This is a genomic window from Silvibacterium bohemicum (genome assembly GCF_001006305.1).
In the GTDB taxonomy this organism is placed as follows: Bacteria; Acidobacteriota; Terriglobia; order Terriglobales; family Acidobacteriaceae; genus Silvibacterium; species Silvibacterium bohemicum.
The window spans coordinates 773,422-799,698 of record NZ_LBHJ01000004.1 but is presented as its reverse complement, the minus strand read 5'-3'; the positions used below and the strand labels follow the sequence as shown (position 1 = coordinate 799,698).

At 60.1% G+C, this 26,277-nt stretch carries 23 protein-coding genes; 11 read left to right on the top strand and 12 right to left on the bottom strand.

The genetic code is table 11. The features are described from left to right. Nucleotides 1-27: 27 nt before the first annotated feature. Together trmFO and XX99_RS14060 are read right to left on the bottom strand one after the other, a co-directional pair. The gene (trmFO, locus tag XX99_RS14065; RefSeq protein WP_050059990.1) at nucleotides 28-1,368 is read right to left on the bottom strand and encodes a methylenetetrahydrofolate--tRNA-(uracil(54)-C(5))-methyltransferase (FADH(2)-oxidizing) TrmFO; all 1,341 of its coding nucleotides are present in this window, start codon (nucleotides 1,366-1,368) and stop codon (nucleotides 28-30) included. Beyond that, a complete protein-coding gene (locus XX99_RS14060; RefSeq protein WP_050059989.1) occupies nucleotides 1,365-1,868 on the bottom strand; it encodes a GNAT family N-acetyltransferase in 504 nt (167 codons plus the stop codon). The genes trmFO and XX99_RS14060 overlap by 4 nt, the downstream gene beginning before the upstream one ends. 207 nt (nucleotides 1,869-2,075) lie before the next feature. On the opposite strand from XX99_RS14060, the gene XX99_RS14055 reads away from it, so the two are divergent. Further along, complete coding sequence (locus tag XX99_RS14055) at nucleotides 2,076-4,616, top strand: ABC transporter permease (RefSeq protein ID WP_050059988.1); 2,541 nt, start codon at nucleotides 2,076-2,078, stop codon at nucleotides 4,614-4,616. A gap of 33 nt (nucleotides 4,617-4,649) precedes the next feature. Here the strand turns inward: XX99_RS14055 and XX99_RS14050 are convergent, their stop codons facing one another. The 4 genes from XX99_RS14050 to XX99_RS14035 form a co-directional block, all read right to left on the bottom strand. Then, complete coding sequence (locus XX99_RS14050; RefSeq protein WP_050059987.1) at nucleotides 4,650-7,205, bottom strand: ADOP family duplicated permease; 2,556 nt, start codon at nucleotides 7,203-7,205, stop codon at nucleotides 4,650-4,652. Between the two features lie 68 nt (nucleotides 7,206-7,273). After that, entirely contained in the window at nucleotides 7,274-8,704 is a 1,431-nt protein-coding gene (der, locus tag XX99_RS14045; RefSeq protein WP_231581377.1) for a ribosome biogenesis GTPase Der, read from the bottom strand. Nucleotides 8,705-8,887: 183 nt separating this feature from the next. After that, nucleotides 8,888-9,256, bottom strand: coding sequence for a type II toxin-antitoxin system VapC family toxin (locus XX99_RS14040; RefSeq protein ID WP_050059986.1), 369 nt, complete (start codon nucleotides 9,254-9,256; stop codon nucleotides 8,888-8,890). Further along, on the bottom strand, nucleotides 9,253-9,444 hold the full coding sequence (locus XX99_RS14035) for a type II toxin-antitoxin system VapB family antitoxin (RefSeq protein ID WP_050059985.1): 192 nt from the start codon (nucleotides 9,442-9,444) through the stop codon (nucleotides 9,253-9,255). The genes XX99_RS14040 and XX99_RS14035 overlap by 4 nt, the downstream gene beginning before the upstream one ends. Before the next feature lie 154 nt (nucleotides 9,445-9,598). On the opposite strand from XX99_RS14035, the gene XX99_RS14030 reads away from it, so the two are divergent. From XX99_RS14030 to XX99_RS14010, 5 genes are all read left to right on the top strand, one after another. Continuing rightward, a complete protein-coding gene (locus tag XX99_RS14030; RefSeq protein WP_050059984.1) occupies nucleotides 9,599-11,596 on the top strand; it encodes an ATP-dependent DNA helicase in 1,998 nt (665 codons plus the stop codon). A 65-nt stretch (nucleotides 11,597-11,661) separates the two neighbouring features. After that, complete coding sequence (locus XX99_RS14025; RefSeq protein ID WP_082125555.1) at nucleotides 11,662-13,122, top strand: amidohydrolase family protein; 1,461 nt, start codon at nucleotides 11,662-11,664, stop codon at nucleotides 13,120-13,122. A gap of 170 nt (nucleotides 13,123-13,292) precedes the next feature. Then, a complete protein-coding gene (locus tag XX99_RS14020; protein WP_050059983.1) occupies nucleotides 13,293-13,544 on the top strand; it encodes a hypothetical protein in 252 nt (83 codons plus the stop codon). A 99-nt stretch (nucleotides 13,545-13,643) separates the two neighbouring features. Then, nucleotides 13,644-14,021, top strand: a complete 378-nt coding sequence (gene queD / locus XX99_RS14015) for a 6-carboxytetrahydropterin synthase QueD (RefSeq protein WP_050059982.1) — start codon at nucleotides 13,644-13,646, stop codon at nucleotides 14,019-14,021. A 28-nt stretch (nucleotides 14,022-14,049) separates the two neighbouring features. Continuing rightward, the gene (locus tag XX99_RS14010) at nucleotides 14,050-14,730 is read left to right on the top strand and encodes a radical SAM protein (protein ID WP_050059981.1); all 681 of its coding nucleotides are present in this window, start codon (nucleotides 14,050-14,052) and stop codon (nucleotides 14,728-14,730) included. Between the two features lie 108 nt (nucleotides 14,731-14,838). Here the strand turns inward: XX99_RS14010 and XX99_RS14005 are convergent, their stop codons facing one another. Next, nucleotides 14,839-15,498, bottom strand: coding sequence for a hypothetical protein (locus XX99_RS14005; RefSeq protein WP_050059980.1), 660 nt, complete (start codon nucleotides 15,496-15,498; stop codon nucleotides 14,839-14,841). A gap of 60 nt (nucleotides 15,499-15,558) precedes the next feature. Between XX99_RS14005 and XX99_RS14000 the strand changes: the two genes are divergently transcribed. The 5 genes from XX99_RS14000 to XX99_RS13980 are packed head-to-tail and all read left to right on the top strand — an operon-like array spanning nucleotide 15,559 to nucleotide 20,203. After that, entirely contained in the window at nucleotides 15,559-16,818 is a 1,260-nt protein-coding gene (locus XX99_RS14000) for a 3-deoxy-D-manno-octulosonic acid transferase (RefSeq protein WP_050059979.1), read from the top strand. Next, nucleotides 16,815-17,786, top strand: a complete 972-nt coding sequence (gene lpxK / locus XX99_RS13995) for a tetraacyldisaccharide 4'-kinase (RefSeq protein WP_050059978.1) — start codon at nucleotides 16,815-16,817, stop codon at nucleotides 17,784-17,786. Before XX99_RS14000 ends, lpxK begins: the two co-directional genes overlap by 4 nt. 10 nt (nucleotides 17,787-17,796) lie before the next feature. Beyond that, entirely contained in the window at nucleotides 17,797-18,837 is a 1,041-nt protein-coding gene (locus tag XX99_RS13990; protein ID WP_231581336.1) for a glycosyltransferase family 9 protein, read from the top strand. Further along, on the top strand, nucleotides 18,838-19,392 hold the full coding sequence (locus tag XX99_RS13985; protein ID WP_050059977.1) for a methyltransferase family protein: 555 nt from the start codon (nucleotides 18,838-18,840) through the stop codon (nucleotides 19,390-19,392). Between the two features lie 31 nt (nucleotides 19,393-19,423). Beyond that, complete coding sequence (locus XX99_RS13980) at nucleotides 19,424-20,203, top strand: DUF3108 domain-containing protein (RefSeq protein ID WP_231581335.1); 780 nt, start codon at nucleotides 19,424-19,426, stop codon at nucleotides 20,201-20,203. Nucleotides 20,204-20,205: 2 nt separating this feature from the next. On the opposite strand, the gene XX99_RS13975 is transcribed toward XX99_RS13980, so the two are convergent. The 5 genes from XX99_RS13975 to XX99_RS13955 all read right to left on the bottom strand — a co-directional run bounded on the left by XX99_RS13975 (nucleotide 20,206) and on the right by XX99_RS13955 (nucleotide 26,273). Further along, entirely contained in the window at nucleotides 20,206-20,529 is a 324-nt protein-coding gene (locus XX99_RS13975; RefSeq protein ID WP_231581333.1) for a hypothetical protein, read from the bottom strand. A gap of 104 nt (nucleotides 20,530-20,633) precedes the next feature. After that, complete coding sequence (locus tag XX99_RS13970) at nucleotides 20,634-23,348, bottom strand: ComEC/Rec2 family competence protein (protein ID WP_050059976.1); 2,715 nt, start codon at nucleotides 23,346-23,348, stop codon at nucleotides 20,634-20,636. A gap of 33 nt (nucleotides 23,349-23,381) precedes the next feature. After that, on the bottom strand, nucleotides 23,382-24,665 hold the full coding sequence (gene rlmD / locus XX99_RS13965) for a 23S rRNA (uracil(1939)-C(5))-methyltransferase RlmD (protein WP_050059975.1): 1,284 nt from the start codon (nucleotides 24,663-24,665) through the stop codon (nucleotides 23,382-23,384). Between the two features lie 10 nt (nucleotides 24,666-24,675). Continuing rightward, on the bottom strand, nucleotides 24,676-25,395 hold the full coding sequence (locus tag XX99_RS13960; RefSeq protein ID WP_050059974.1) for a hypothetical protein: 720 nt from the start codon (nucleotides 25,393-25,395) through the stop codon (nucleotides 24,676-24,678). Nucleotides 25,396-25,403: 8 nt separating this feature from the next. Beyond that, nucleotides 25,404-26,273 carry a type III pantothenate kinase gene (locus tag XX99_RS13955; protein ID WP_050059973.1) on the bottom strand — a complete coding sequence of 290 codons (870 nt, stop codon included), beginning with the start codon at nucleotides 26,271-26,273 and terminating at the stop codon, nucleotides 25,404-25,406. Nucleotides 26,274-26,277 lie beyond the last annotated feature (4 nt).

The following is a 26,277-nucleotide window of genomic DNA, read 5'->3' as shown; positions in this document are numbered from 1 at the left end:
CTTAAGTTCAAGGAGTGCAGACATTGCTTAGGTAGCCGAGACCGGATTGGCAGTTAAAGACTGCCACCACTGATCGAACGCCTCCAACGCGCGCTCGCACTGGATGCGGTGCCGCTCGCGCTTGTCGCGAATCTTCTTTCGCGTCTCTTCTTCGAGTGGAACCAGAAGATCGAAGGTAATATTCGCCGGGTTGAAACGCTTGCCTTCGGCATGCGTGATGTAGTGCATCAGCGAGCCGAGCGCGGTCTGGCGCGGCGCGGATGCAAGTAGCGTTCCCTGTGCGTATCCCGCAGCGTAAAGCCCCGCCAGCATGCCGGTGGCGATGGATTCGGTGTAACCCTCGACGCCGGAGATCTGTCCGGCAAAGAAGATGCTCGGATACTGCCGCATCTGCAGCGTCTCAGTCAGCACGCGCGGCGCCTGAATGTAGGTGTTGCGGTGAATCTGGCCGTAGCGCAGGAACTTCGCGTTCTCCAGGCCGGGAATCATGCGTAGGATGCGCGCCTGTTCGCCGTACTTGAGGTGGTTCTGGAAGCCGACGAGGTTGTAAGAGTCGGCTCGCAGATTCTCGCAGCGTAGCTGCACCACCGCCCACGGCGTCTTGCCGGTGCGAGGATCGCGCAATCCGACCGGCTTCATCGGCCCGAAGCGCAGCGTGTCGCGGCCGCGGCGGGCGGTCTCTTCGATGGGCAGGCAGCCCTCGAAGTAGTCGAGCTTCTCCCACTCTTTCTCTTTCACCTGCTCGGCGGCGACCAGGGCATCGTAGAAGGCGTCATATTCTTCCTTGGTCATCGGACAGTTGATGTAGTCGGCTGTGCCCTTGTCATAGCGGGCGGCGAAGTACACGCGCTCCATGTCGATAGAGTCGGCTTCGACGATAGGACTGATGGAATCGTAGAAGGCGAGATGCTCACTGCCGGTGAGGCGGGCTATCTCTCCCGACAGCGCAGACGACGTGAGCGGACCGCTGGCGATAATGGTGATGCCGTCTTCGGGATCGAGCGTGGTCACTTCCTCGCGGTGAACGTGAATGCGTGGCTCTGCTGCGATGGCCGCTTCAATGAGGCGCGAGAACTCGACGCGGTCGACGGCCAGAGCATGGCCGGCAGGAACGGCGCTGGCATCGGCGCAGGCGAGCAGCGGAGAACCGGCACGGCGCATCTCCTGCTTGAGCAGCCAGGGCGCGGTGTTTTCGCTTTCCGACTTGAGCGAGTTGGAACACACCAGCTCCCCGAAGTCGGATGTCTGGTGCGCCGGCGTGTTGCGTACCGGGCGCATTTCGTAGAGATCGACTTCGCAGCCTAGCCTGGCTGCGGTCAATGCTGCTTCAGGTCCTGCGAGTCCGCCGCCGATCACGCGAATCCTCATGCCTTGGCCTCGATCTTCACGTCAGCCAGCTTGCTGAGCGCATCTCCGGTCACACGCATGCGCCGCCAGTCGTCGAGCATCGTGGCGTCGAGGCTGCGATAGAAATCGATAGCCGGTTTGTTCCACTCCAGTACATCCCACTGCAAGCGCGCACAGCCCCGCTCGACGGCGATGGCCGCAACTTGACGTAGTAGTGCTTTGCCGGCGCCTTGTCCGCGGAACTCCGGGCGGACAAAAAGATCTTCGAGGTGCAGGCTGCGTCCTTGCCACGTGGAATAGATAGGGAAGTAGAGGGCGAACCCTGCCGGTGCACCGTCAATCTCGGCAATCAGACATGCGAAGTAGCGGCTGTCTTCAGGATTTTTGCCAAAGCCATCGCGCAGCAGTTGCTCTTCGGTAATGTGGACCGAATGCGGCTCACGTTCATATTCGGCGAGCTCTTGAATGAGAGCGCGAATGAGCGGAATGTCGGCGGGTACAGCAGGACGGATAAGAATCATGAGTGATTCTCTCCATTATAGAGACGACCAGTGTCCACTAACGGACAAGAAAAAAGCTGTTCTGTTACGGCTCGTAACATTTACTCTCGTATTCACAGATATCGGGAACTGATGATCCCCGCTCGCACGTATAGCAGTCCCAGAGGCATCGTTGCGTTCGCTCGCCGCTGATCTTCGAGAAGACAAATTCATTGGAGTGCATCACACATGATCTTTGAAGATATCCGCTATGCACTGCGGCAGTTTGCCAAGGCTCCGGGATTCACGGCGACCGCGATCCTGACGCTTGCGCTCGGCATCGGTGCGACCACCGCGATCTTCACGTTGGTGAACGCGGTGCTGCTGAAGTCGCTGCCGGTGACCAGGCCGGAAGACCTCATCCGTGTGGGCGACAACGAAAACTGCTGCGTGAATGGCGGCATGCAGGACAACTGGTCGCTCTTTTCCAATCTCAACTACAAGCAGTTTCGCGATAACACTCCCGGCTTTGCACAGCTGGCGGCATTTCAGGCTGGGGCCAATCGATTCGGGGTACGCCGGCAGGGAAGCAATCATCCTGCGGAATCCCTTGTCGGAGTCTTCGTCTCCGGCAATGCCTTCGATACGCTGGGATTGAATGCCTATGCCGGACGCCTGCTGCAGCCGACGGATGACAAATCAGGTGCGGTTCCGGTTGCGGTGATGAGCTTCCGCACCTGGCAGCAGAAGTTTGGACAGGATGGCTCTGTCGTGGGAGGCACGTTTGTCTTTAACGGGAAGCCCTTCACCATTGTGGGTATCACGCCACCAGGTTTCTACGGCGAGCGGCTCACCAGCGATCCCCCGTCGTTCTGGGTTCCACTCAGCAACGAGCCGGTCCTGAACGATACCGCCAGCTTCCTGGAGCGCGGCGACATGCAGTGGCTCAATCTCCTCGGCCGCCTCAAGCCGGGCGCGAATCAAAAGCAGGTGGAGTCGCAGATGCAGGTGGAACTGCGGCAGTTTCTGCAGAGCCCACTCAGTAAAGTCGAGCCTCGCGACTTTGTGCTGATCCCGAAGCAGACGCTGCATCTGGCTCCAGGTGGAGCAGGCGTGCAGCGCATGCAGGAGGACTACAAAGACGGGCTGCATCTTTTGATGGGGATCTCCCTCTTTGTACTCTTGATCGCCTGCGCCAATCTGGCCAATCTGATGATGGTGCGGGCCACGACGCGCAGACAGCAGACCTCGGTGCGCACTGCGCTGGGCGCACCGCGCGGCCGCCTGATAAGTCAGGCGCTTACCGAATGCGTTGTGCTGGCCGTGCTCGGCGGCCTCGCTGGATTGTTGGTGGCGTATGGCGGTGCAAGCCTGATTCTGCGCCTTGCGGCAGGTAAGAGTTACCTTCCCATTCATGCCGCGCCATCGCCTACGGTGCTGGCCTTCGCCTTCGCTGCTTCTCTGCTAACCGGAATCCTTTTCGGCGTCGCACCGGCGTGGATGACGGCGCAGGCCGATCCTATCGATGCTCTGCGCGAATCGAACCGCACCACCAAGAACAGCGGCTTGTGGACACAAAAAGCGCTGGTCGTCGCGCAAGCCGCCATATCGCTGGTCTTGCTGTGCGCCGCAGGATTGCTCACCCAGAGCCTGCGCAACATGCGCAGCCAGCATTTCGGATTCGACACCACGAACCGTTACATCCTGCATATCGATCCGCAGATGGCCGGGTATAAAGTGCCGCAGCTGGATGCGTTCTATCTTCAACTGCACGATTCGCTGGCGGCGATCCCTGGCATGAAGTCGGTGGCTTATTCGCTGTATAGCCCGATGGAAGGCGACAACTGGGGCGAGACTGCCTTCTTCGCGGGGCGTCCCGCGCCGCCGCCTGGCAGCAACGAGCAAAGCTGTTCATGGATCCGCGCCAGCGCAGGATATTTCGAGACCATCGGAACCAAAATAATCGCGGGCCGCGGTATTACCGGGCAGGACACAGCAGCGACCCGCAATATCGCTGTCGTCAATCAGACCTTTGCCAAGAAATTCTTCAAGGATGGCAATCCCATCGGTGCGCATTTCGGGGTGATCTCTCAGAAGGTTGCGGATACCTACGAGATCGTGGGCGTCACCGAAGACACGAACTACTGGGGGCCGACCAGTCGCATGCGCCCCATGTATTTTCTCGCGGGCGCGCAGTGGGTGAAGTACGAAGATTCGCGCGCGCAGACGTTCGAGGATGTCTCCCATCTCGCGATGGATGCCATCGAGCTGCAAACGAATGGAGCCATCCCGGGCCTCGAATCCCAGGTGCGCAACGCGCTGGCGCAGATCAATCCCAACCTCACGGTCATCGACTTCGAGCCCTTCGCCGAGCAGGTGTCGGACAACTTCAGTCAGCAGTCGTTGATCGCGCGACTCACCTCGCTCTTCGGCCTGCTCGCGCTGATCCTGGCCTCGATTGGTTTGTACGGCGTGACCTCTTACTCAGTGGCGCGGCGCACCGGCGAGATCGGCATTCGCATGGCGTTAGGAGCGGACCGCATGAACGTGTTGAAGATGGTGCTGAAGGGGGCGTTTCTGCAGGTGGCCATCGGTCTGGCCATCGGCATTCCGCTGACGATTCTGGGTGGGCGGGCGATGGCCAGCCAGCTCTTCGGCATCAAGCCTTACGATCCGCTGATTCTGGCGATCACGATCACGGTGTTGACCGCGGCTGCCTTTGTCGCCTCGGCGATACCCGCGCGCCGTGCGGCGAATACGGAACCGATGCAGGCGCTGAGATCAGAGTAGCGCGGCTTCGCTCCGGCTTATTGGCGTTCGGCCTTATTCAAGCCGCAGGGCCTCCATCGGCTCTGTGTGGGCGGCGCGATACGCGGGCAAATAAGCGGCAAGAACGCTCACGCACGCGAGTACGCCGGCCGAGGTGAGCCAGGCACTTACCCCGGCGTTGCCAATGCCGAAGAGCAACGCGTGCAGGCTTCGCGCCCAGAGAGCGGCCAGGATGCCGCCTGCGGCGATGCCAAGAGCGGTTATGCGAAAGGACTGCGTGAGTACCAGCAGCAGGATCTGCGAGCGCGTCGCGCCCAGCGCCATGCGCAGTCCGAACTCGCTGGTGCGCCGGGCCACGCGAAACGAGAGAACGCCGTAAAGACCGATAGCCGCCAACACCAGCGCAAGCACGCTGAAGGTCGAGGTAAGTCTGGCGAGCAGCGCCTCTGTGGTGAGCGTGCGGGCGTACGCAGCATCGAGAGGCATGATTTCCGTGATCGGCAATTGCCGGTCGACCTCGCGCAGACCCGCCTGAACGCTGGCGGCAATGGCCTGGGGCGCGCTCACGGTGCGAATCACCAAGCTGCCGCTTCCCGGGGACTGCTGTGCCTGGGCGAGATAGAGCATCGGCGCTGCCGGAGAGCGAAGGTCGTTCACCCGCGCGTCGACGATCTCTCCCACGATGAGATAGCGGGCATCGCCCGGCGCAGCTTCGAGGCCGATGCGATGACCGATGGGATTCTCTCCAGGTCCGAATAACTTTACTGCAAAGGAGTGGTTGACGACCGCAACCTGCGCCGCCTGAGGACGATCGCCGCTGTCGAACTCCCGCCCACGCAGCAACGCCATCCCCATCGCGTGGAAATATCCAGAACCCACGTCGTCCTGCTGTGCTTCCGAGAGACCGCGTGCGTCGTCGGAGATGCCGGCGGCGTGAATCGGCGTATTCCAAAGGCAGTTGGGTGGCGGGCAACGGTCGAGAGCGACGGCGCGCACTCCGGGAAGACCGGTCACGCGATCGATCATCTGCGGATAGAGCGATTCCCGCTTTACGTCGTCATAGTTCGCATCGTGGAAGTCGAATCGAACAGTGAGAAGGTGTCCGCGATCGAGGCCGGCGTCCATTCGATTGAGGTTGGTCAAGGTGCGGAGAAACATCGACGCGAGGCTGAGCAGCAGGACCGACAACGTGATCTGCGCGGCCAGCATGAGATGGGCGGATCGCCCTCCTGCGCTTCCAATCGCCGTTCGCCGCGAGGTGAGCCCGCCCTGGGGAAGCGCGTTGCCGAAGATCAGTTGACGCGCAGGCAAAATCTGGAAGAACAGCACGGCGGCTGCGAGCAGTCCGAGAGAGAAGAGATAGACACCCGCGTCGAAATGAAGGCTCAACGATGTGTCGTTCTGCAGCGACCAATGAAGCAAGGCCGACCCAGCCATGCGGGCGACGAGAATACTGAGTGCGCCGCCGCAGAGAGCCAGCAGCGCGCTTTCAACCAACAGTTGCTGCAGCACCCGGGGCTGGCTCGCCCCCAGCGCCGCGCGGATGGCGAACTCATGGCTGCGCTGAACCACTCTTGTTCGCTGCAGATTGGCAAGATTGAGGCACGCGATGAGGAGCAGCAGCGCGACCATGCCCATCAGGACGAAAAGCGGCTCCGCATAGTGCTCGGAAAACGGGCTCTCGCTACGGGCAGCAGAGAGAAGCGAGAAGCGGCTGGCGAGCGCTTCCGATGACTTGCCGGCGAACTTCGCATAAAGCTCACGATCTGGAGCAAAGGCTGCGTCCCACTGCGCTAGCGAGATGGCGGCTGCTCCCGGTGGCACTCGCGCTATGAGCGTCAGCCAGAAGAATGCGCTCTGACTGTTGTACGGCGCATCGAGATGCACTCCGGCTTCACGCCCGAGCGAATCGAAGGGGCCCGCATAGCGCACATCCTGCTGCGCTTCGAGTGGAAGCCAGAAGTCTGGAGATTCGCCGGGGATAACTCCATAGAAATCGCGCGGCGCCACGCCTGCCACGAATATCTGCGCTCCGTTGAGAACAAGCGTGCGGCCGACGATGCCCGGATCGGCTGCAAAATGCTGCTGCCAGAAGCCGTAGCGAAGCACAGCCGGCCAGCCTGTCCCCGATTGGGCTGCATCTTGAGGCGAAAGAACGCTGCCCAGCGCGGCCGGCGTATCGAGAACCGAAAAGAAGTTGGTCGAAACCAGCTGCATCTTGGCGCGCGTAGTTTCTCCACTGTTGTGGTCGGCCAGATTGCCTTCGGCAAGATAGGAGTGGGCCGCGATGGCACTGTGATCCGTATCGCTGTTGGCTGTTTGCCGCAGGCGTTCGAAGGCCGGCTGAGAATAGAGCCAAGCCTGGTCATTCGGCGTGCGGATGCCATGAAGCACGAAGAGCTGTTGGGGCGACGGCACCGGCAGCGTTGGGTAGACCACACCGCGCAGCAGGGTGAAGACCGCAGTATTCGCTCCCACACCCAGCGCGAGCGTCGCGATCACGGTGAGAGAAAAAATGGGAGACTTTCGCAGCTGGCGCAATGCGTAGCTGAGATCCTGGCTGAGTCTTTCCAGCAGAGAGTGAACTTGCTGACCGAACCGCGCTCGCATCTTCTCTCACCCCGTGAACGAATTGAACTTCGGAATGACTGCTGACTGCTAATGACGCTAAGACTAGCTCATTTGTCGTCGGTCTTCTTGTTGCGCGGCCGAGTCTTGAACCAGATGGGCGAGCCTTCGAATCCAAACGACTCGCGAATCTGATTTTCTAGAAAGCGCTCGAAAGAGAAGTGCAGCTTCACGTCGCGATCGGTGAAGAGCACGAAGGTCGGCGGTGCAACGGCAGCCTGCGTCATGTAAAAGATGCGCATCCGGTTGGCCATGGGAACGGGGGCGCGTTGGAAATCGATCTTCTCCAGAAACTTGTTCATCTGTCCGGTCGAGACTCGCTTGCGGCGCTCCTGGGCCACGCGAATTGCGGTGTCGAGCACCCGGTTCAGGCTGCGGCTATCCTGCTTGGCGTGCGCTGCGGAGATAAAAACTACCGGCGCGTAGTTCAGATATTTCAAATGACGGCGCAGCTGCTCTTCGAAGATAGCGCGGTCTGCGGGGGGCTTGTCGTCGGTGCGACCCGTGGTTACAAGATCCCACTTGTTGACGACGATCACCACCGACCGGCCGCTCTCGTGGGCATATCCGCCAATCGTGGCGTCGGAGGCGGTGACGCCCTCGGTGGCATCGATCACCAGCAGAGAAACATCGGCGGCTTCGAGGTGACGGCGCGCCATCACCACCGACAATTTCTCGGCCATGAGGTGAGTCTTGCCCTTGCGGCGAATGCCTGCCGTGTCGATGATGCGCAGCATGTGGCCCTGATATTCGACGACTTCATCGACAGCGTCGCGCGTGGTTCCGGCGATGGGTGAGACGATGGCGCGGTCGGAGTTGGTGAGCGCGTTGAGCAGCGTCGACTTGCCGACATTGGGGCGGCCGATGATGGCCATGCGCGTCTCCCGCTGCTGGTACTCGCCGTGGGTGCGGTGCAGCGATTCGCCTTCTTCTGCCTCTGCAGGCTCTTCAATCGCAGGCTCTTCTTCCGGCTCCTCGGGAAAGGCGAGAACCGCGAAGACTTCATCGAGCAGATCACCGATGCCATGTCCGTGCTCGGCCGAGATGGCCTGGAGATTCTTGATGCCCAGACGGCGGAAGTTTTCCGCGGCCGCGTCCATGGCCTCGGTATCGATCTTGTTGACGGCGAGAAAAATCGGCTTGCCGGAGCGCAGCAGGATGCGCGCGAGATCGATGTCGGGCGAGGCTAACTCGGTGCGGCCGTCAACGACCATCACCACGGCCTCAGCCTCGTCGAGAGCCACCTTGGCCTGGCGATAGATCTCGGAGGGAATCAGCGCTTCGTCGTCCGGCACGATGCCGCCGGTATCGACCAGTCGCGCCGTCTTGCCGGCCCAGTGGACCTCGCCGTAGATGCGGTCGCGCGTGATGCCCGGCTCGTCGCCAACGATGGAGCGGCGCGAGCCCGTAAGCCGATTGAAGAGCGTCGATTTGCCGACATTGGGGCGTCCGACGATGGCGAACACAGGCTGATTGCCCACATCCGCCGAGGACAGTCTGTTTCGCGAAGAAATATGCTTGGATTTTTTCAACTTGCTTGCCGACCTGACGGGGATTGGATTCATCCCTCAGCGGCAAATGCCGCGAATCTCGAATGTTTGGGCCGTATTATGGCCACCTTTCATTCTATCGTGCGTTGGCATGGGCCAATCGCCGTGCCGGGCCTAATTCAGGCCGGCATCAAAGCCGAGGCGCACAGCCACTACGTGAAGACGCTTGTCGCGAGTCCATAACGCGGTGCCTGGGGTCAGTGCGGCTGAGGCCAGGAGATGAGCATCGATGTATCCAAGGCCGCTTGCGAAGAGCTTCCACCGGTCGATGGCGCGAAGCACTTCGTCATCCGTGGCCATCGTGGCCTGGGGAAGATTGCCCAGAGCGCCGAGAACAATCTCGCGCTGCCGCAGAGAGCCCAGAGCCAATTCTCCAATCACGAAAGGATGAGTGAGGATTTGGCTCCTCTGGAGCAAGTCGACCAAGGCAGGCTCATTGCAGCGGAGATGGTCGATCCAGACGGAAGTATCCGCCAGGATCACTCCGATCGCCGGCGCGGGATCGCAGTCAACTGCGGCTCGCTGCCGCCCAGACGCGCCAGCCGACGCGCGCTTTCGCGCTCGATGAGTGCTTTCAATGCTTCTCGAACGAGAGCCGTTTTTTCTTCGAGGCCGGTGAATGCCTGCGCTTTCGCAAGAAGGTCGTCATCGAGGGCTAAAGTGGTGCGCATAGATTCTCCTGCAATAGCATCGATAATATCATCACTTGATGACGAAATGCGTGCCTTTATCCGCTCTTGGCAAGAGCAGCCGACACGAGTCAGGGCGAGGTTTCCAATTCCCCGGCAACGGCTATGCTAGAGGAGAACTTCCGGCGAAACCTGAATGCCCTCCACCCTCCAAACCGTGCCGTCCCTGCCCTCGCTCTACGACTTCTTCGCGCCGGGCGGGGTCCTCTCGCGTTCGCCGCTGCCCTATGAGTTCCGCAAAGGGCAGCTGGAGATGGCGCAGGCAGTCGAGCGGGCTCTGGAAGAGAACCGGCACCTGATTGTTGAGGCCGGAACGGGCACAGGCAAGACGCTGGCCTATCTGCTGCCGGCGCTGCGATCGGGGCGGCGGGTGATCATCTCGACCGGCACAAAGAATCTGCAGGAGCAGCTTTTTTTCAAGGACATTCCTTTCCTTGAATCCCTGCTGGGCCCATTGCAGGTCTGTTACATGAAGGGCCGTGCGAACTATCTCTGCCGCCATAAGCTCTTCGCGCTGCGCAGCCAGCCCATTCTGTCCGGGCTAGAAGAGATTTCGCAGTACCAGGCCATCGCCGAGTGGGAAAAGACAACCGAGACCGGCGATCGTGCGGAGATCGACGACCTGCCCGAGACCAGCCAGCTGTGGGCCAAGCTGGATGCGCGCAGCGACGCGTGCCTGGGGCAGAGCTGCGCGGATTATCAGCGCTGCTTCGTCACCGAGATGCGGCGCAAAGCGGCGGAGAGCGACATCGTGATCGTCAATCATCACCTGTTCTTTGCCGACCTGGCCATCAAGCAGCAGGCCAAGGCCGCTCCCGATGCGGGCGTGCTGCCCGAGGCCGGCATCGTGATCTTCGATGAGGCGCATGAGCTTGAGGACGTGGCGTCGAGCTACTTTGGCATCAATCTCAGCAATATCCGCTTCGAAGAGCTGGCGCGGGATCTGGAGTCAATGCTGCGCGCCAAGCAGGCGCTCAGCGCGGGCATTTCCAGCGCAGCGCAGATCGCGCGCGAGCGGGCGCGGATGTTCTTCGCAGCTCTTCCACGTGGATCGGGCCACGGGGGGGCGAATGCAGACGGGCGGATGCAGTTCTCCGGGCGCGAGGAGTTTCTCGAGACGCAGGGCGACCTGTATCTCGGCGTGTTGAATGCGCTGCATCGGCTGGAAGGCGAGCTGGAGCGGGTGCGCGGCGTTGAAGAGGCTCCGCCGCTGCGCAAGCGAGCCGCGGACATCCGCGAGCACTTGAAGTTTTTGATGGAGTCGGAGGACCGGAACACTGTCTTCTGGCTGGAGCGACGTGGCGGCAAGGGGCGCAACTCAGCTCCGACCACACATCTGCAGGCCACGCCTATCGATGTCTCGGGCCTGCTGGGCGAGCTGCTCTTCGAGAAATTTCCCAGCGTGGTGCTGACTTCGGCAACGCTGACCGTCCAGGGCGGCTTCGAGCACTTCAGGAAACGGCTGGGCCTTCGCGATGCGCGCGAGCTGGTGGTGCCATCGCACTTTCATTACGGAGAACAGGCGTTGCTCTACCTGCCGCAGGAGATGCCCGACCCGCGCGATCCAAATTTCCAGGACGAGGCGGTCAAGCGCATCCGTCGCATGCTGGAGATCACGCAAGGCCGCGCCTTCTGCCTCTTCACCAGCTACGCGCAGATGCACGACCTCTACGACCGTCTGCTGACGGAAGTGGGCTTTCCGCTGCTGCTGCAAGGCACAGCCCCGCGCAAGGCGCTGCTGGAAGAGTTTCGCGAGACGCCGAATGCCGTGCTCTTCGGCACATCGAGCTTCTGGCAGGGAGTGGACGTCCAGGGCGAGGCGCTGAGCTGCGTGATCGTCGACCGGCTGCCTTTTGCGGTGCCCACCGATCCCGTGGTGCAGGCGCGCATGCGAGCCATCGAAGAGAATGGCGGCAGCCCGTTCTTCGATTACCAGGTGCCGTCGGCGGTCATCACCTTGAAGCAGGGTTTCGGACGGCTGATCCGTTCGCTGGAAGATCGCGGCGTGCTGATGCTGCTCGATCCTCGGCTGCAACGGCAGCGCTACGGGCGCGTCTTCTTGGAGAGCCTGCCGCCCTATCGCGTCACCCAGGAGTGGTCGGCGGTCGAGCAGTTTTTTGCAACCAAGTCGTGACTCGCGCCGCGCAATGCGGCATAGTGGATTCGTCCTACAAATCAGGCTCACAAAGGAAGAATGCGATGCGCGCGATTGCCGCTGCGGTCATTGGAATGCTTGTTCTCGGGAGTGCCGCGTTTGCTCAGGAGCAGCCAGCGAAGGTGGACCCTCTCAAGCCGTTTCTCGCCGAAGATGCGCCGGTGCTGGTGCTGAACAACGTGCGGCTCATCGATGGAACCGGTGCAGCGGCTCGCGAGAATGTGCGCATCGACATCGATCACGGGAAGATCGTGAACGTGCAGAGCGCTCTGTTGCGCAATGCCTTTCCCGAGGGCGCAAAGGTCATCGATATGGCCGGTAAGACCGTCTTCCCCGGACTGGTGGGCATGCACGAGCATCTTTTTTATCCGCTGCCGGAGGGTGGTCACGGACTTTTGCCTCTCTACGGCGAGATGGCCGATAGCGCTCCGCGGCTTTACCTGGCGGGCGGCGTGACCTCGGCGCGTACCGCGGGAAGTCTTGAACCGTATACCGACATTTCGGTGAAAGATGCCATCGACGCCGGCAAGATTCCCGGGCCGAACCTTTTTCTAACCGGGCCTTATCTCGAAGGCTCGCCGGCAATCGGTCCGCAGCTCCATGCCCTGAAAGATGCCGATGATGCGGCACGCCTCGTCGACTACTGGTCGGCCGAAGGCATGACTTCGTTCAAAGCCTACATGCACATCACGCCGGAAGAACTGAAAGCGGCAATCGATCACGCGCATGCCAAGGGGCTGAAAGTCACCGGACATCTCTGCTCGGTCGGTTTCAAGGAGGCAGCGGCGCTGGGCATCGACAACCTCGAACACGGCCTGGCAGTCGATACCGAGTTTTACCCCGAAAAGAAGTCTGGCGTGTGCCCCGGACAGAACCCACCCCAGGTTGGGCTGGCCAAGCTTGATGTGGAGGGCTCGGAGATTCAGGGGACGATCAAAGACTTGATCGCGCACCACGTAGCAGTGACGTCCACACTGGCTATTTTCGAGAGCTTCGTCGCCAACCGGCCGTCGATGGATGAGGAGATGCGCGTGCGCGAATCCCTGCTGCCGCAGGCGTGGGGCGATTATGTAACCACGCGTGCGGAGATAGCCGAAGGCGAGCGGCCGTCGCCCTGGCCGGTGCTGCTGAAGCAGGAGATGCAGTTCGAGCATGACTTTGTGAAGCAGGGCGGCTTGCTGATGGCCGGCTGCGACCCCACCGGCTATGGAGGCGTGCTGCCGGGCTTCGGCGACCAGCGCAATGTCGAGCTGCTGGTCGAGGCTGGATTCTCACCCGAAGAGGCGATTCATATCGCGACGGAGAACGGCGCGCAGTGGCTGGGCGAGGATGCTCGCATTGGAACCGTTGCAGCCGGCAAGACAGCCGATCTGGTCGTAGTCACAGGCAATCCGGCAAAGAATATCCACGACATTGAAAAGGTGGACGTGGTGTTCAAGGACGGCGTCGGCTATTCGCCGCAGAAGCTGATCGAGTCAGTGCGGGGGCTGGTCGGTATCCGTTAGCATTAGGAGAATGCTGCAGGCGCCGCAGGCAATTCGTCATTCTGAGCGCAGCGAAGAATCTCAGCGAGGCTGGCATACAGAAATCGTTGAGATTATTCCTCCCCATGGTCGTCCGAATTACGGCGTTTGAGATAGTTCCGCCGGTGCTCTAGTCTTGGGTTAACCGCATCATGGCTCGAAATCTATACATCCTCGCCTCAACCCTTCTGCTCTTCGCGCTCGTCTCCTGCGGGATGATGTTTTCCAGCAGCCATTTCCAGCCGGGATTGCCCGGCAACGGCTCCATTTGGAAGACGATTTCGCTTTTCCTCATGCTGGGCGGCCTGATTGTGGCACTCCTGGGTGTGATGACGGCCATGTTCGAGCAAGTGGACCGCCGCGCCGATGAGCGGCGGCAGCGCGAGCGCGCCAAGCGCAAATAGCGACCGCGAACGGCTCTGGATCATCCAAACAGACAGCCTTGAAGCCATCAAAAGCTACAATAGTAAGAGGCGATTGCCCGAGAGAGTCGATAGAGAAGAATGTACGAAGTGACTGTAGAACGCGAGTTTTCCTCAGGCCACTACCTGAGGAACTACCGCGGCAAGTGCGAAAACCCGCACGGACACAATTACAAGGTCCGTATCACCCTGCGCGGCGAGACGCTGGACGTCTCCGGCCTGCTGCTGGATTTCAAAGATCTGAAGCATGTCATGCGCCCGGTCATCGACCGGCTTGACCATCAGATGCTGAATGAGCTGGAGCCATTCACCGAGATCAATCCCTCGGCCGAGAACCTGGCGAAGTACTTTTACGACGAGACGAATCAGCAGATGGAGTCTCTGACCAAAGGGCGCGTGCGTGTCAAGGATTGCACCATCTACGAGACCGACACCACGACGGCTACGTATTACGAGTAATGGCTGCAGGTCTTGAACGGGTGATTCCTTGTATCTGATCGAAATTTACAAATCCGTGCAGGGCGAATCGAGCTTCGCCGGCGTGCCGTGCATCTTTGTGCGGCTGGCGGGCTGCAACCTGCGCTGCTCCTGGTGCGACTCGGAGTACACCTTCACCGGCGGCTACAAGCTGACTGAAGATGAGGTGGTCGCCGAGGTGGCGAAGCTGGCTCCCGTGAAGCTGGTCGAGTTTACGGGCGGCGAACCGCTGCTGCAGGAGCGCGAGCTCATTCCGCTGATGGAGCGGCTGCTGGCTCAAGGCTATGAGCTGATGATCGAGACCAGCGGCGAGCGTCCGGTCGAAAATGTGCCCAAGGAAGTCCATAAGATTGTCGACGTGAAGTGTCCGGGCTCTGGTGAGGCCGGTCGGTTCCGCATGGAGAATCTTGCTTCGCTCACCGAACGTGACGAGCTGAAGTTTGTAATTACCCACCGCGAGGATTACGAATACGCGCGGGAATTTATCCGCAACAACGCGCTCGAAGGCCGCGTGGGGCAGATACTCTTATCGCCTGCGTTTTCCAAGACGCCCTCGCCGGAACGGAGCACGGCCAACTGCCTCCTCGATCCCCGCGACCTGGTGGAGTGGATGCTCGCCGATGAACTGAACGCCCGGCTGAGCCTGCAGATTCACAAGTACGTCTGGGAGCCGCAGAAGAAGGGCGTTTGAGGCTGGCTTCTCCTCGACCTTCACAACTCACGAACGTCATTCTGAGTGATTCGAGGGACCCGGCGCGTGTTCTTTGCGTGTGGGGCTGATGAAGTTGAAGGCGTTGCCTTACTGCGTCGATCCCTTTTGGGTATCCAGATACTTGTCGAAGGGAATGTCGTAGGGGAAGAACTGCTTCCCATCGCCATCCTGCACCTTGCGGAAGCTCAACTTCGCGCCCCGCAATGGATTCCCGCCCAGCCCCTCCATGTCATAGAAGAGGAATCCCGCCTTGGTGCTGTGCGGCGGGACGGTGACGTCGGCATATTCGAGCTCCGAGAAATCCTGTTCGATTTTGGCGTCGGGCGTTTTGGGCTTGCCGCCCACCGGCGGTAACGGCGCAGGCATGGGAATCTTTTTGCCGGTGTTGCTGACGTGGGTCATGCGCCGTTCGACATCGGCCGCTTCGGCGGCGGGGATGCGATCGCCATGCGCGGTGATGAAGTCGATGCGCGCCTGCTCCAGCGAGATGGGCTTATCGCCGTTGTTGGTGACGATGATGCGGATGGGCATGAAATAGTTTTTGAGGTAATCGACGCGGAAGTACTTCATCTTCTCTTTGCTGTCGAAAGGCTCGGCGGCAATGGTCGTGTTTTCGTCGGGATGGGCATCGAACGCGGCGTACTTCGATGCATCCTGCACGGGAGGCAAAGGATGGTCGCTGGCATTGAGCCGGGAGGTAACCATCCCCAGCGCCAACAGAAGAAAAATCGAGGAACGCAAGCGCATGTTGCTCCGCACGGTTATCATCTTCGCTTGAGACTTGAGTATAGAAGGATTTGTTAGCGGATGTTTGCCTTGTACAGCTTCGCGTTGCTGCTGGTCTTGTTGGTGGGCTCGCCTTACTGGATTTTCCGGATGGCGACCAGCGGCAAATATCGCGAAGGGCTGAGCGAGCGGCTGGGGTTCGTTCCCCGTCGGCTGCGCCGGGCCGAGCCGCAGCCGACGATCTGGGTGCATGCCGTGTCGGTCGGAGAAGTGCTGGCGGCGAGCAGCCTGATCGCACAATTGAAGGTCCGCGCGGATGGCTGTCGTGTAGTCGTGTCGACCACCACTCGAACCGGACAGAAGATTGCGCGCGACCGCTTTGGCGCGGAGAACGTCTTTTACTTTCCCTTGGACTTCGCCTTCGCGGTGCGTGCATACCTGCGTGCTCTTCGCCCAGCGTTGCTGGTGCTGCTGGAAACGGAGTTCTGGCCGCGCATGCTCGCCGAGTGCTATCGCGCCAAGGTTCCGGTTACGGTGGTAAACGCTCGCATCTCCGACCGCTCGTGGCCACGATATTTCAAACTGCGCCGGCTGTGGAAGAAGCTATTGGGACCGACCACGCTGGTGCTGGCGCAGAGCGAGCAGGATGCGGAGCGTTTGATGGCGATTGGCGCGGGAAACGTCGAGGTAAGCGGCAACCTCAAGTTCGACATTCGCGTGCACAAACCCGCGCCTGTGACCGAAGCATTGAGACAGTTTCTGACCAGCGGGCAAAAAGTGATCGTCTGCGGATCGACGCTGGAGGGCGAGGAGGAGATGCTGCTCAATGCCGTGCCTCCCGCATGCATCACGATTCTTGCGCCGCGCCATCCTGACCGATTCTCAGCAGTCGCACAGCTGCTCAAGCGCCGGGATGCGCGTTGGCTACGCCGCTCGGAGTGGCTGCGCGCCCCCGATCCGCTGCGTCCCGGAACGGTGCTCCTGCTCGACTCGATCGGAGAGCTGGCTTCGGTCTATTCGGTGGCATCGCTGGCGTTTATCGGTGGAAGCTTGATTCCCGCCGGCGGCCACAATCCACTGGAGCCTGCGCAGTTTGCTGTGCCGATTCTGATGGGCTCGCACTACGAGAATTTCCGCAGCATGGTCGAAGTTTTGAGGTCGGTGCAGGCAATTCAGATCGTGACTTCCGAAAACCTGCAAGCTTCCATCGCGAATCTTCTGGAGCATCCGGGCGAAGCCGCAGCTATGGGCGAGCGTGCCCGCGCCATCTTCGACAGCGAAGCGGGCGGCACCGATCGGACTCTGGCGAAGCTCCTGGAGCTGGTCGGAGCAGATGCGTGAATCGGGACTTCCTGGCGCCCCTGGTGCCGCTCTATCGCGCGGCTTTCGCAGCAAAAAATGTTGTCTACGACCGAACCTGGCGCACTCCGGACCGCTTGAGTTGGCCCGTGGTGAGCGTCGGCAATCTTTCGGTGGGAGGATCGGGAAAGACGCCGCTGGTCATCAGGTTGGCGCAACTGTTGTCGGCTGCGGGAGTGCATGTCGACGTGCTTTCCCGGGGATATGGCCGCACTTCCAGCGATGTGGCGCGCGTCAATTCGGCGGGAAGCGCAGAATTGTTTGGCGACGAACCGCTGCTGATCTCGCAGAAAACCGGCGTGCCGGTTTACGTTGGAGCCAGCCGTTATGCGGCTGGTCTGCAGGCCGAACGCGAGTTTTCCGGAACAGGCGTGCATCTGCTCGACGATGGCTTTCAGCATCGCAAACTTGCGCGGGATTTCGACATCGTGGTGGTGCATGCCAGCGACTTCGAGCAGCAGCTGTTGCCCGCCGGGCGATTACGCGAACCGCTGTCGTCGCTGCGTCGAGCGTCCGCTATCGTATTGCGCAGCGAGGATGCCGCGCTCGAAGAAAAAATACGCCAGCGCGGCATCCGATCTCCGGTGTGGCTTCAACATCGTCGGCTGCTCGTCGAAGCGCAGAGCCCGGCCGTGGCCTTTTGCGGCATCGCTCACGATCAGGATTTTTATTCGGCGCTCAAGACCAATGGGGTCGAACTGACCGCAACCCGCTCCTTTCGCGATCATCATCGCTATGCAGATTTCGACATCGACACGATTGTCCATCTATGCCAGACCACCGGCGCGAAAGTCTGCGTTACGACGGAGAAAGATCTCGTGCGTCTGAGCCCGGAGCATCGCGCGAAGATCGCTTCTGTCGTGCATCTGGAAGCGGCGCGATTAGAGGTTTCGCTCACCGATGAGCCGGCCGTCGTGCGGCAGCTGCTCGCGCTGCATGTGAGAAAATAAGCGTTTGCCGATGGAAGAAAAGCAGTTGCGAGTGCTCATTGTGCGGCTGGGAGCGATGGGAGACATTCTCCATGCGCTGCCCGCTGTCACCGCGCTGCGGCAGGCGCACCCGGAGTGGTTTCTAGGTTGGGCGGTCGAGCCGCAGTGGCGCGGCTTGCTGTGCGCGGACGATTGCAAGGAGCGCGGTCCGGCCATGCCATTGGTAGATCAGATTCATCTTGTTCCAGCAAAGCAGTGGGCGCGCGCACCTTTGCAGGCCCAAACCTTTCGCGCTGTCCGCCAGCTTCGGCGCGAGTTGGGGACGGCGCATTACGATATCTGCCTTGATTTACAAGGCGCAGTACGCTCGGCAGCTATCGCCCGCTGGGCGCGAGCTGCGCGGCTGATCGGAGAAGACCAGCCGCGCGAGCCCTTGGCACGATGGTTCTTCAGCGAGCGCGTGCCGACCCAGGGCAGGCATGTGATCGAGCAGGCGATCGAAGTCGTCAATCAAGTTGCGGGGGAATCTCTGCCGTACGCTCCCGCGTGGCTACCTGCAGATCAGAAGGCGGAATGCAATGCGGATAAGCTAGCGCAGCCCTTCGTGCTATTGAATCCCGGCGCGGGATGGGGAGCGAAGCGTTGGCCGATCGATCGCTATGCCACGGTTGCGCGCGCACTTCACTCGCTCGGTTATACGATCGTCGTCAACGCGGGACCTGGGGAAGAGGCGCTCGGCACAGAGCTGCGAAACATTGCCGGAGAGTTTGTTCAGACGGTCCAGCCCACGCTGACGGAGCTGATTGCGATCACGCGCCGGGCTGCACTGGTCATTGCCGGAGACACCGGCCCGCTGCATCTGGCGTCTGCTCTGGGCAAGCCGGTCGTGGCGATCTTCGGACCGACCGATCCGGCTCGCAACGGGCCATTTGGTGGGAGCTTTCGTGTGCTGCGGCATCCTGAAAGCAAGCGTGATCACACGCGACGTTCGGAGCCGGAGGCAGGATTGTTGACCATTCCTCCGGCGGCCGTGATAGAAGCAGCAAAAGAACTTTTGCAGGAGTTGCGATAGATGGCAGGCGGCTGGAGCAGAATTGCAAAACGAATCCGCGTGCCTTTGGGCTTTGCCTTCGCCATATTTTTTCTTTGGCTGGCGCGGCCGAGCCTGCTTTTCATAGGACTAAGCTTGCTTCTCGTCATCCCCGGACTTTTACTGCGTGCTTATGCCTCGGGCTACGTCAAAAAGAATGCGGAGCTCACCATGACCGGGCCGTATGCCTATACGCGCAACCCGCTTTATCTCGGCTCGATGATGATCGCCTTCGGCTTTGCGCTGGCGTCGCGCAGTATCTGGATTGCGCTTGCGCTGGCTGTGCTTTTTGCTGCGATTTATATACCGGTCATTCAGGGTGAAGAGCGGTTTTTGCGAGGAGCTTTCGCGGGTTTTGACGACTATGCGGCGCGTGTTCCACGCCTGCTGCCGCGTTTGAGCCGAGCCGCTACGCCAGACAACGACGGCGGAGGGTTCTCCGCCGCGCTTTATCGCAAACACCGCGAGTACAATGCATTGATAGGAGCGGTCGCGATTTATACCGCTCTCGCGCTGCGGCTTTTATTTCTTCGATGAGGGTGCCAATTTCGTGCGGGTGAGTGTCTGATTGATTCGGCTTCGTAGGTTGCTCGTCGCTGCTGCTTGTTTGCTGTTGCTGGCCGACCTCCGTGCGGAGCCGCCGCAGGCTGCTTCTCCCATGCAGCCGCCGCGCGCAGGGTTTTCCTTCCCCGCCCGGCAGACACTGAACTACTCCGTCGATTGGCGGGTCTTTCCGGCGGGAGTCGTTTCTTTCCATGTGGAAGCAGACGGAGAGATGCAGCGAGTGACTGTGACCGCGGATACGGTGGGAGCTGTCAATCTCATCTTTCGCGTCAGCGACCGTTTCCAATCTTCTTTCCAGCGCAGCACCGGATGTTCGGAGAGCTTTTCCAAGCAGCTGATTGAAGGACGTCGCCAGGTGAACAGCGACTTGCATTTCAATTACGCGCAAAGCAAAGCGATGCAAACCGAGAAGAACCTGATCTCAGGCATCAGCAAGCATCAGGAAGCCGCGATTCCGTCATGTGTGACCGACTCGCTTTCCGCGATCTTCTATGCGGCGTCACAACCGATGACCATAGGACAGAGCTTCCAGATGCCGTTGGCCGACGCCATGAAGACCATCCCTGTCACCATGAAGGTCGAAGGGCGGGAAGAGGTGAAGACACCGGCCGGCGCCTTCCAGACGCTACGCGTGGAGCCGACGGCGGACGCCGGCATCGTAAAGAACCGCGGCAACATCTGGATCTGGTACACGGACGACGACCGTCACATGCCGGTGCAGATGCGCGCGCGGCTCTTCTGGGGGACGATAACGTTTCGCCTGACTTCCGTAGAACAGAAGTAGTCTTACTGGATTCGATAGCGCTCGCGCATCAGCCGCTGGAGACGCGGCTTGTAAATGATGTTGTAGACCAGCTCCTTATCCGGAAACATGGCCAGCGCGGCGCGGCGGCTATCGGCAACCATCTCGGCGGCTTCATCGACAGTGAGCGACCCATCCTGGCCGATGACCGACATCACCATATCCATCATCAATTGCAGACGCCGGATCTTGCGCTGCTCTTCTTTCAGTTCTTCGGGGCTTTGCTGGAGCGAGGTTTCCGGAGGGGGTGCGGTGTTCAAAGATAAATGAGGAAGATCAACGGACCGTTCGGTTTCGTGTGAGCCCATGTACGCAATTTCCTCCCATGCGAGGCATCGTATAACGGGATAGACGCGGTGTGGAGAAAAAAGATGCCCGCGGCGGCCGGCGGTATTGAGTCGGTTGCGGGGTGTCAAGGCACCGTAGCTGCCCATGGCACGGCCGTGACCCTGCCTCCATCAAGATAGAAGCTAGTCAGCCCGGTCATGTCGGTGAGAAAGGTTTTGACGTGCGCGGATTGCAGCTTTATCAAAACCTCACGGCGAGGATGGCCATAGAAGTTACGTTTGCCGACAGAGATGACCGAGTAAGACGGCGAGACTGCAGCCAAAAATGCGGGCGTGGTCGAAGTGATGCTGCCGTGATGCCCTATCTTCAGCAGGTCGGAATGCAATCCTCCAACCAGCACCATGCGCGCTTCACTTGGGGCTTCGGCATCGCCTTCGAGAAGCGCCGAAGTCTTTCCGTTGGCCACGCGCAGCACCAGCGAGTCATTGTTGGAGGGTGCGAACCCGGGATGGTAGTTGACGGAAGGTGCAAGGACATGGATCGACGCGCCTCCGAACAGGAATTCGTCACCAGCGAGATGTGTTTCGATTCGCGTGCCGGTCTCATTGGCAATCTTCAGGATCTGCTGATAAGGCGGAACGCCGGGATTCTTGCCGATCCATAGCTCATGTGGTCGAAAATTTCTGAGCACAGCAGGCATGCCACCGATGTGATCAGCATGCGCGTGGGTGATGGCGACTGCATCGAGGCGCCGAATGCCGCGCGACCACAGAACCGGAGAGACCACATCTTCACCCACATTGAAGTTGGAATCGGGCGAAGCTCCAACTAGGCCGCCCGCGTCGATGAGCAAAGTCTTCCCTTCAGGGGTAATTACTAGCAGCGAATCGCCCTGGCCTACATCGATAGCGGTGATCTCCAACAGGTTGGCTCGCCGCTGAATCGAATGGGGGAGAACGATGAGAGATGCCGCGAGAGCGAGGGCCGAAGCGGCGGCTGCGATTCCAAAACGCCTCAAGCGAACAAGACAGATTGCGCCGATGCACAGAGCGATCCAGAGCGCGATCGTACCCGGACCGGGCATCGGCATGCGCAAATCGGCGCCATGCAGGGCGGCAAAGGCAGATACGACGCGTGTCATGCAATGCAGGAGCATCGCGGTTGCCGCCGCCGGAATGAAGGCGATCGATGGAACCGACATCACGGTCGCAAAGGTCAGAAGGGCGCACGGCAGCAAGACGCCGAGGAAGGGCACGACCAACAGATTCACCGGAAGCGCGAGCAGCGTGATGCGATGGAAATAAACGGCCATGGGCAGCATCATGAAAAACTCGATAGTCACGGAGACGACAAGCAATTCCGCAACGCGTAGCAGCAGCTTGATGGTCCACGGAAAAACCTTCCACGCGAAGAATACTCCAGTGAGCAGCCGAAGATGCTGCGCCATCATGCGCAGGCTCACACGAAATTGTGCGATACGCGGCGGGAGCGACGGATCGATGCGAATGATCTGAAGGTTGCGCACCGCATGAAGATAAGGGCCGAAGGTCTTTTCGATGACGGGTGCAGCCACTCCGGCAATGGCGATTACCGAAAGCAATGTCATCTGCATGCCTGAATCGAAGAGCGAAGCAGGATCGGCAGCGAGCAGGAAGAGTGCGACCAGTCCGATGGCATTGAAGGCCGAGCGTTCCCGCCAGATCAAGCGGCCGACGAGATAGATCGTCACCATGCCGAGAGCTCGCTGCACGGGATGGCCGAAGCCCGTGAAGAGCGCGTATCCGCTGGAGGCGAGGATAGTAAGCAATGAGGCCAGTGGATGTGAGAGATGCAACCGCCGTGCCAGCGCAAAGATCACTGTCGAGAAGATCGCCAGATGCAGGCCTGAGACCACGAGCAGATGGAACGAGCCGGTCCGTTCGAATCCCACGCGCAGAGTGTGGCGAAGGTAGGTTCGATCGCCGGTGAGCATTGCCGCGAGCATTGCGGCGTCTTCAGAGCCGATGCGAAACCATGAGGGCAGACTTTTATTCTGCGGAGATTCGGCAAAGCTCATCAGCTTCACGCTGGCTTGCTGTTCGATGGAGTGAAGCTGACAGCGTAAATCGAGCTTGCGCGAAAAAGCCAATATCGCGAGCTGTTGGACCTGGACGCTGGCCAGTGCGCCGATGCCTTGGGTGTGAAGATATTCGGACGTATCCCATACCCCGGGATCGAGGAAGCGTTCTTCCGTGTGCATGGCGAGGTTGCTGCGTAGGCGTTCACCACAACGAAGCTCTGGAAAGGCGGCTTCGAGTGGCGCATAGACGGCGATGCGAACGATCCGCGCGGGCAATTGCGGAACGGCTGTGCCCGATACGCTGGATAAACGCAGATCGATCTGCCGGCTGCGCTCTTCACGAATCCTGCTCGAGAACGGGCTGGCCGAGGCTACCGTCCGCAACGGACCGAGTCGAACGATTTCGCCTTCGACGAGACGAGGCGTTCCGTCAGCCAGCATCGCAAGCTGCGTTTGCGGATCGACTCCGGGAGCTACGCTGCCGCAAAAGGCTCCGAGGATCGCATACAGCAAGATTGCCGTTGGCCAAGCGAGCCGCGGCGCGTAACGAACAGCGAGTGCGGCAACCACGAAGCAGCTTGAGAGTGCAGCGAAGAGAAGTCCCGGCATGAAGCGTGCGAAATGAGCGGCCAGAATGCCGAATGCGAGGCAAATCGCCGCCAGCAGTGCGGGAGCTGTATGCACGCGAAAGGGAAGGTGTGACTTAGGAGCGCGGCGCGAAAGCGTTGGTCCGCAGGCTGCGATGGGTGATGCGGGCTCGACGAGTGTGGATGTGGCCATGGCGAGCCATTTCCAGCGCGCCGCCTGCGCATCCTATTTCAGCGATAGCTTGGCGACGCTTTCCAGGTGAAATGTTTGGGGAAACATATCCACCATGTGTAACTGCTGAAGAGAGTAGCCCGAGTCTAGCAAAGATTTCAGATCGCGCGACAAAGTCGCCGGATCGCAGGAAACGTAAGTAATGTGTGCGGGCTGGATCTCTTCGAGCAGCGCGGTAACTTCCTTGCCAAGCCCCGCGCGGGGCGGATCGATCACCACAAAGTCGGGGATCTCTTTGCGGGCGCTAGCTGCGCGGCGAAGGAAATCGAGCGTGCTGGATGCGACGATCCGGTGCGCTCCGTCTGCGAGATTGTGGCGCAGGTCCTGAACCGAGCTGGGCGCGGCCTCGACAGCGACAACCTGATCGAACGTGGATTGAAGGACGCGTGCGAACAGGCCCACCCCGGCATAGAGATCCCATGCGAGCTTGCCTTCGGCATCCTTGGTGACGAGCTCGACGAGCGGATCAATAAGGAAGCGGTTCACCTGGAAGAAGGAGCCGATGCTCACGCGATAGATTTGGTCTGCGGCTGCATAGCTGATCGATTGGTTTCCTGCCGACGCCAGAAAGCTGCTGCGCTTGTTCTCGCGCTCAGTGGAAAACACAGCTGCTCCGATAGCACGTGGAAGTTCTTTTTCAATCACGGCCCAAAGCTTCTGCAAGGCTGTCTGTGCAGCTCCAGTGTTCGATCCACTCCAGAGAGAGAGAAATAGCTCGTTCTGCTCCGCATTCGTGAAGAGCTCTACCTCATCGAAAGATTTCGCAAGCTGCCAGCGATCGCTATGGGAATTGAAGACGCTTAGGGCCTCTTCAATCAGAGGCGCGGAGATGGGGCAGCTATCGACCGCAAGGTTCGCGTGCGTACCGCGCTTCTTATACGAAAGCTTCGAGGTATTGCGATCGAGATGGAACCGGGCGCGATTGCGATATCCCATCGGCTCGGCACTGAGCGAGACTATGTCCGGGATGTTCGAGAGATGCGCGCGTTCCAGTGTTTCCCGCAGGATCTGCTTCTTGATCTCCAGTTGCTGCTCGTAGGACGCGTGCTGGTAATGGCATCCGCCGCATTCACCGAAATACTTGCAGGGCGCGGGCACGCGTTTCGGCGACGGCCCGATGACGTCGATGAGTTCCGCCTCTGCATAGCCTCCGCGGTCGCGAGTGACTTGAGCTTCCACGGTTTCGCCGGGCAGTGTGAAGGGAACGAAGATCGCCTTGCCCTCGGAGCGCGCCAGGCCGGCTCCGCCGTAGATGCTTTTCTCGATGGTTAATTTCATCCGGCCAGCTTCATCCCTGCCTCATATAAAACAGGCTCAGGCGCGGGAGTTTATATTTTTCCAGCAGCCTCTTCTGCAGAAACTGCTGCTCGATCTGGCGAATCTGCGTGGTCTGCATCCGCGCCCGATACGGAGCCAACTCGCGGGCGCTCTCCGTGCGCAATGCGACCAGTTCCGCTTCAGGCGCGGTCGCGGTGATGGCGCTCAGCAGCTTCTCTTCCATCACCGTCATCCTGCGCTCCAGCTCTTCAAGGTTAGGTGCTGCGAGCATCACTTCGCCGGCGATGAGCTGCAGACTGATGGCATTCGCCTGCGCAGTCTCGGCCGCTATGCCAGCCAATTTTGCCTCATCCAATTGCGCAGCGCATTCGCGCAGATGAGCGGCAATCCTTGCTTGCTCAAATCCGGGTGCAGCTCCAGTCGCGGATTCGGCGTTGCTATCGGGCTTGGCCGCACCGATAGATGCTTCCTTGATATCTTCAACCGCGGCCATCACCGCTTGCGCGCAGTATGCGAGGCCGTTCACGCGCCGCACGCGAGCGCGAGACTTGCTTGCGTCATGTTTATCAAAAGCGGCATCGATCCCGCGCAGGATGGCCTCCAAGGGAATGCCAGCCTCGCGCCAGGTTTCGATGAGCGCCCAATCCAGTGTGGAGAGCAGCAGCAGCGAGCCACGCCGCCGCTGGAAATGCTCTTCGATTTCGGTGAAGTAGTTGAAATAGTTTTGCAAGGTTCGGCTCAGAGCTTCGGGGAGCGCGTATCGTGCGCGCTCGATGGCGGCTTTTGTTTGCCGCCGCGGCTGCGGTCCTGGCTGCGCTCCAGATTGCGCTCAATGTTGCGTTCGTAAATGATCCGCAATCCTTCCAGCGTCAAGGTGTCGTCCACCTGGCGGATGTATTTCGATTCACCTGCGATCAAGTTTGCGAGACCACCGGTCGCGATGCAAATCGTGTCTGGGCCCAGCTCGGCGATCATGCGTTCGAGAATGCTGTCGACCAGACCGATGTGTCCGTAAAACAATCCAATTTGTAAGTTATCGACGGTGTTGGTGCCGATAACCTTTGCTGGCCGCTTGATCTCGATGCGTGGAAGCCGCGCGGCGCGTGCGAAGAGCGCTTCTGCGGAGATATTCAGACCCGGTGCGATGGCCCCGCCGAGAAACTCGCCCTTGCGTGAGATGACATCGAAGTTCGTCGCCGTGCCGAAGTCCACGACGATGCAAGGGCCGCCGTATTTCTCAAAGGCTCCTACGCAATTGGCTACACGGTCGGCGCCCACTTCGCTGGGATTGTCAGTGAGGATAGGCAGACCGGTCTTGACTCCGGGCTCGATGAACATCGGCTTCTGCTTGAAATAACGCTCGCAGAACTGGCGCAAAATCCAGTCGATCGGAGGAACCACCGACGCGATAACGATGCCGGTGATCTCGTCGCTCTGCACGCCTTCGCCCTGAAGCAGGTTGCGAATCAGGATGCCGTATTCATCTGCGGTTTGCGTATGCCGCGTGCTGATGCGCCAGGTGATGCGCAGCTCTCCGGGCTTGCCGTCCGTAATCGGATAGAGCGCGATAACCGTATTCGTATTGTTTACGTTAAGCGTCAGCAGCATGGGG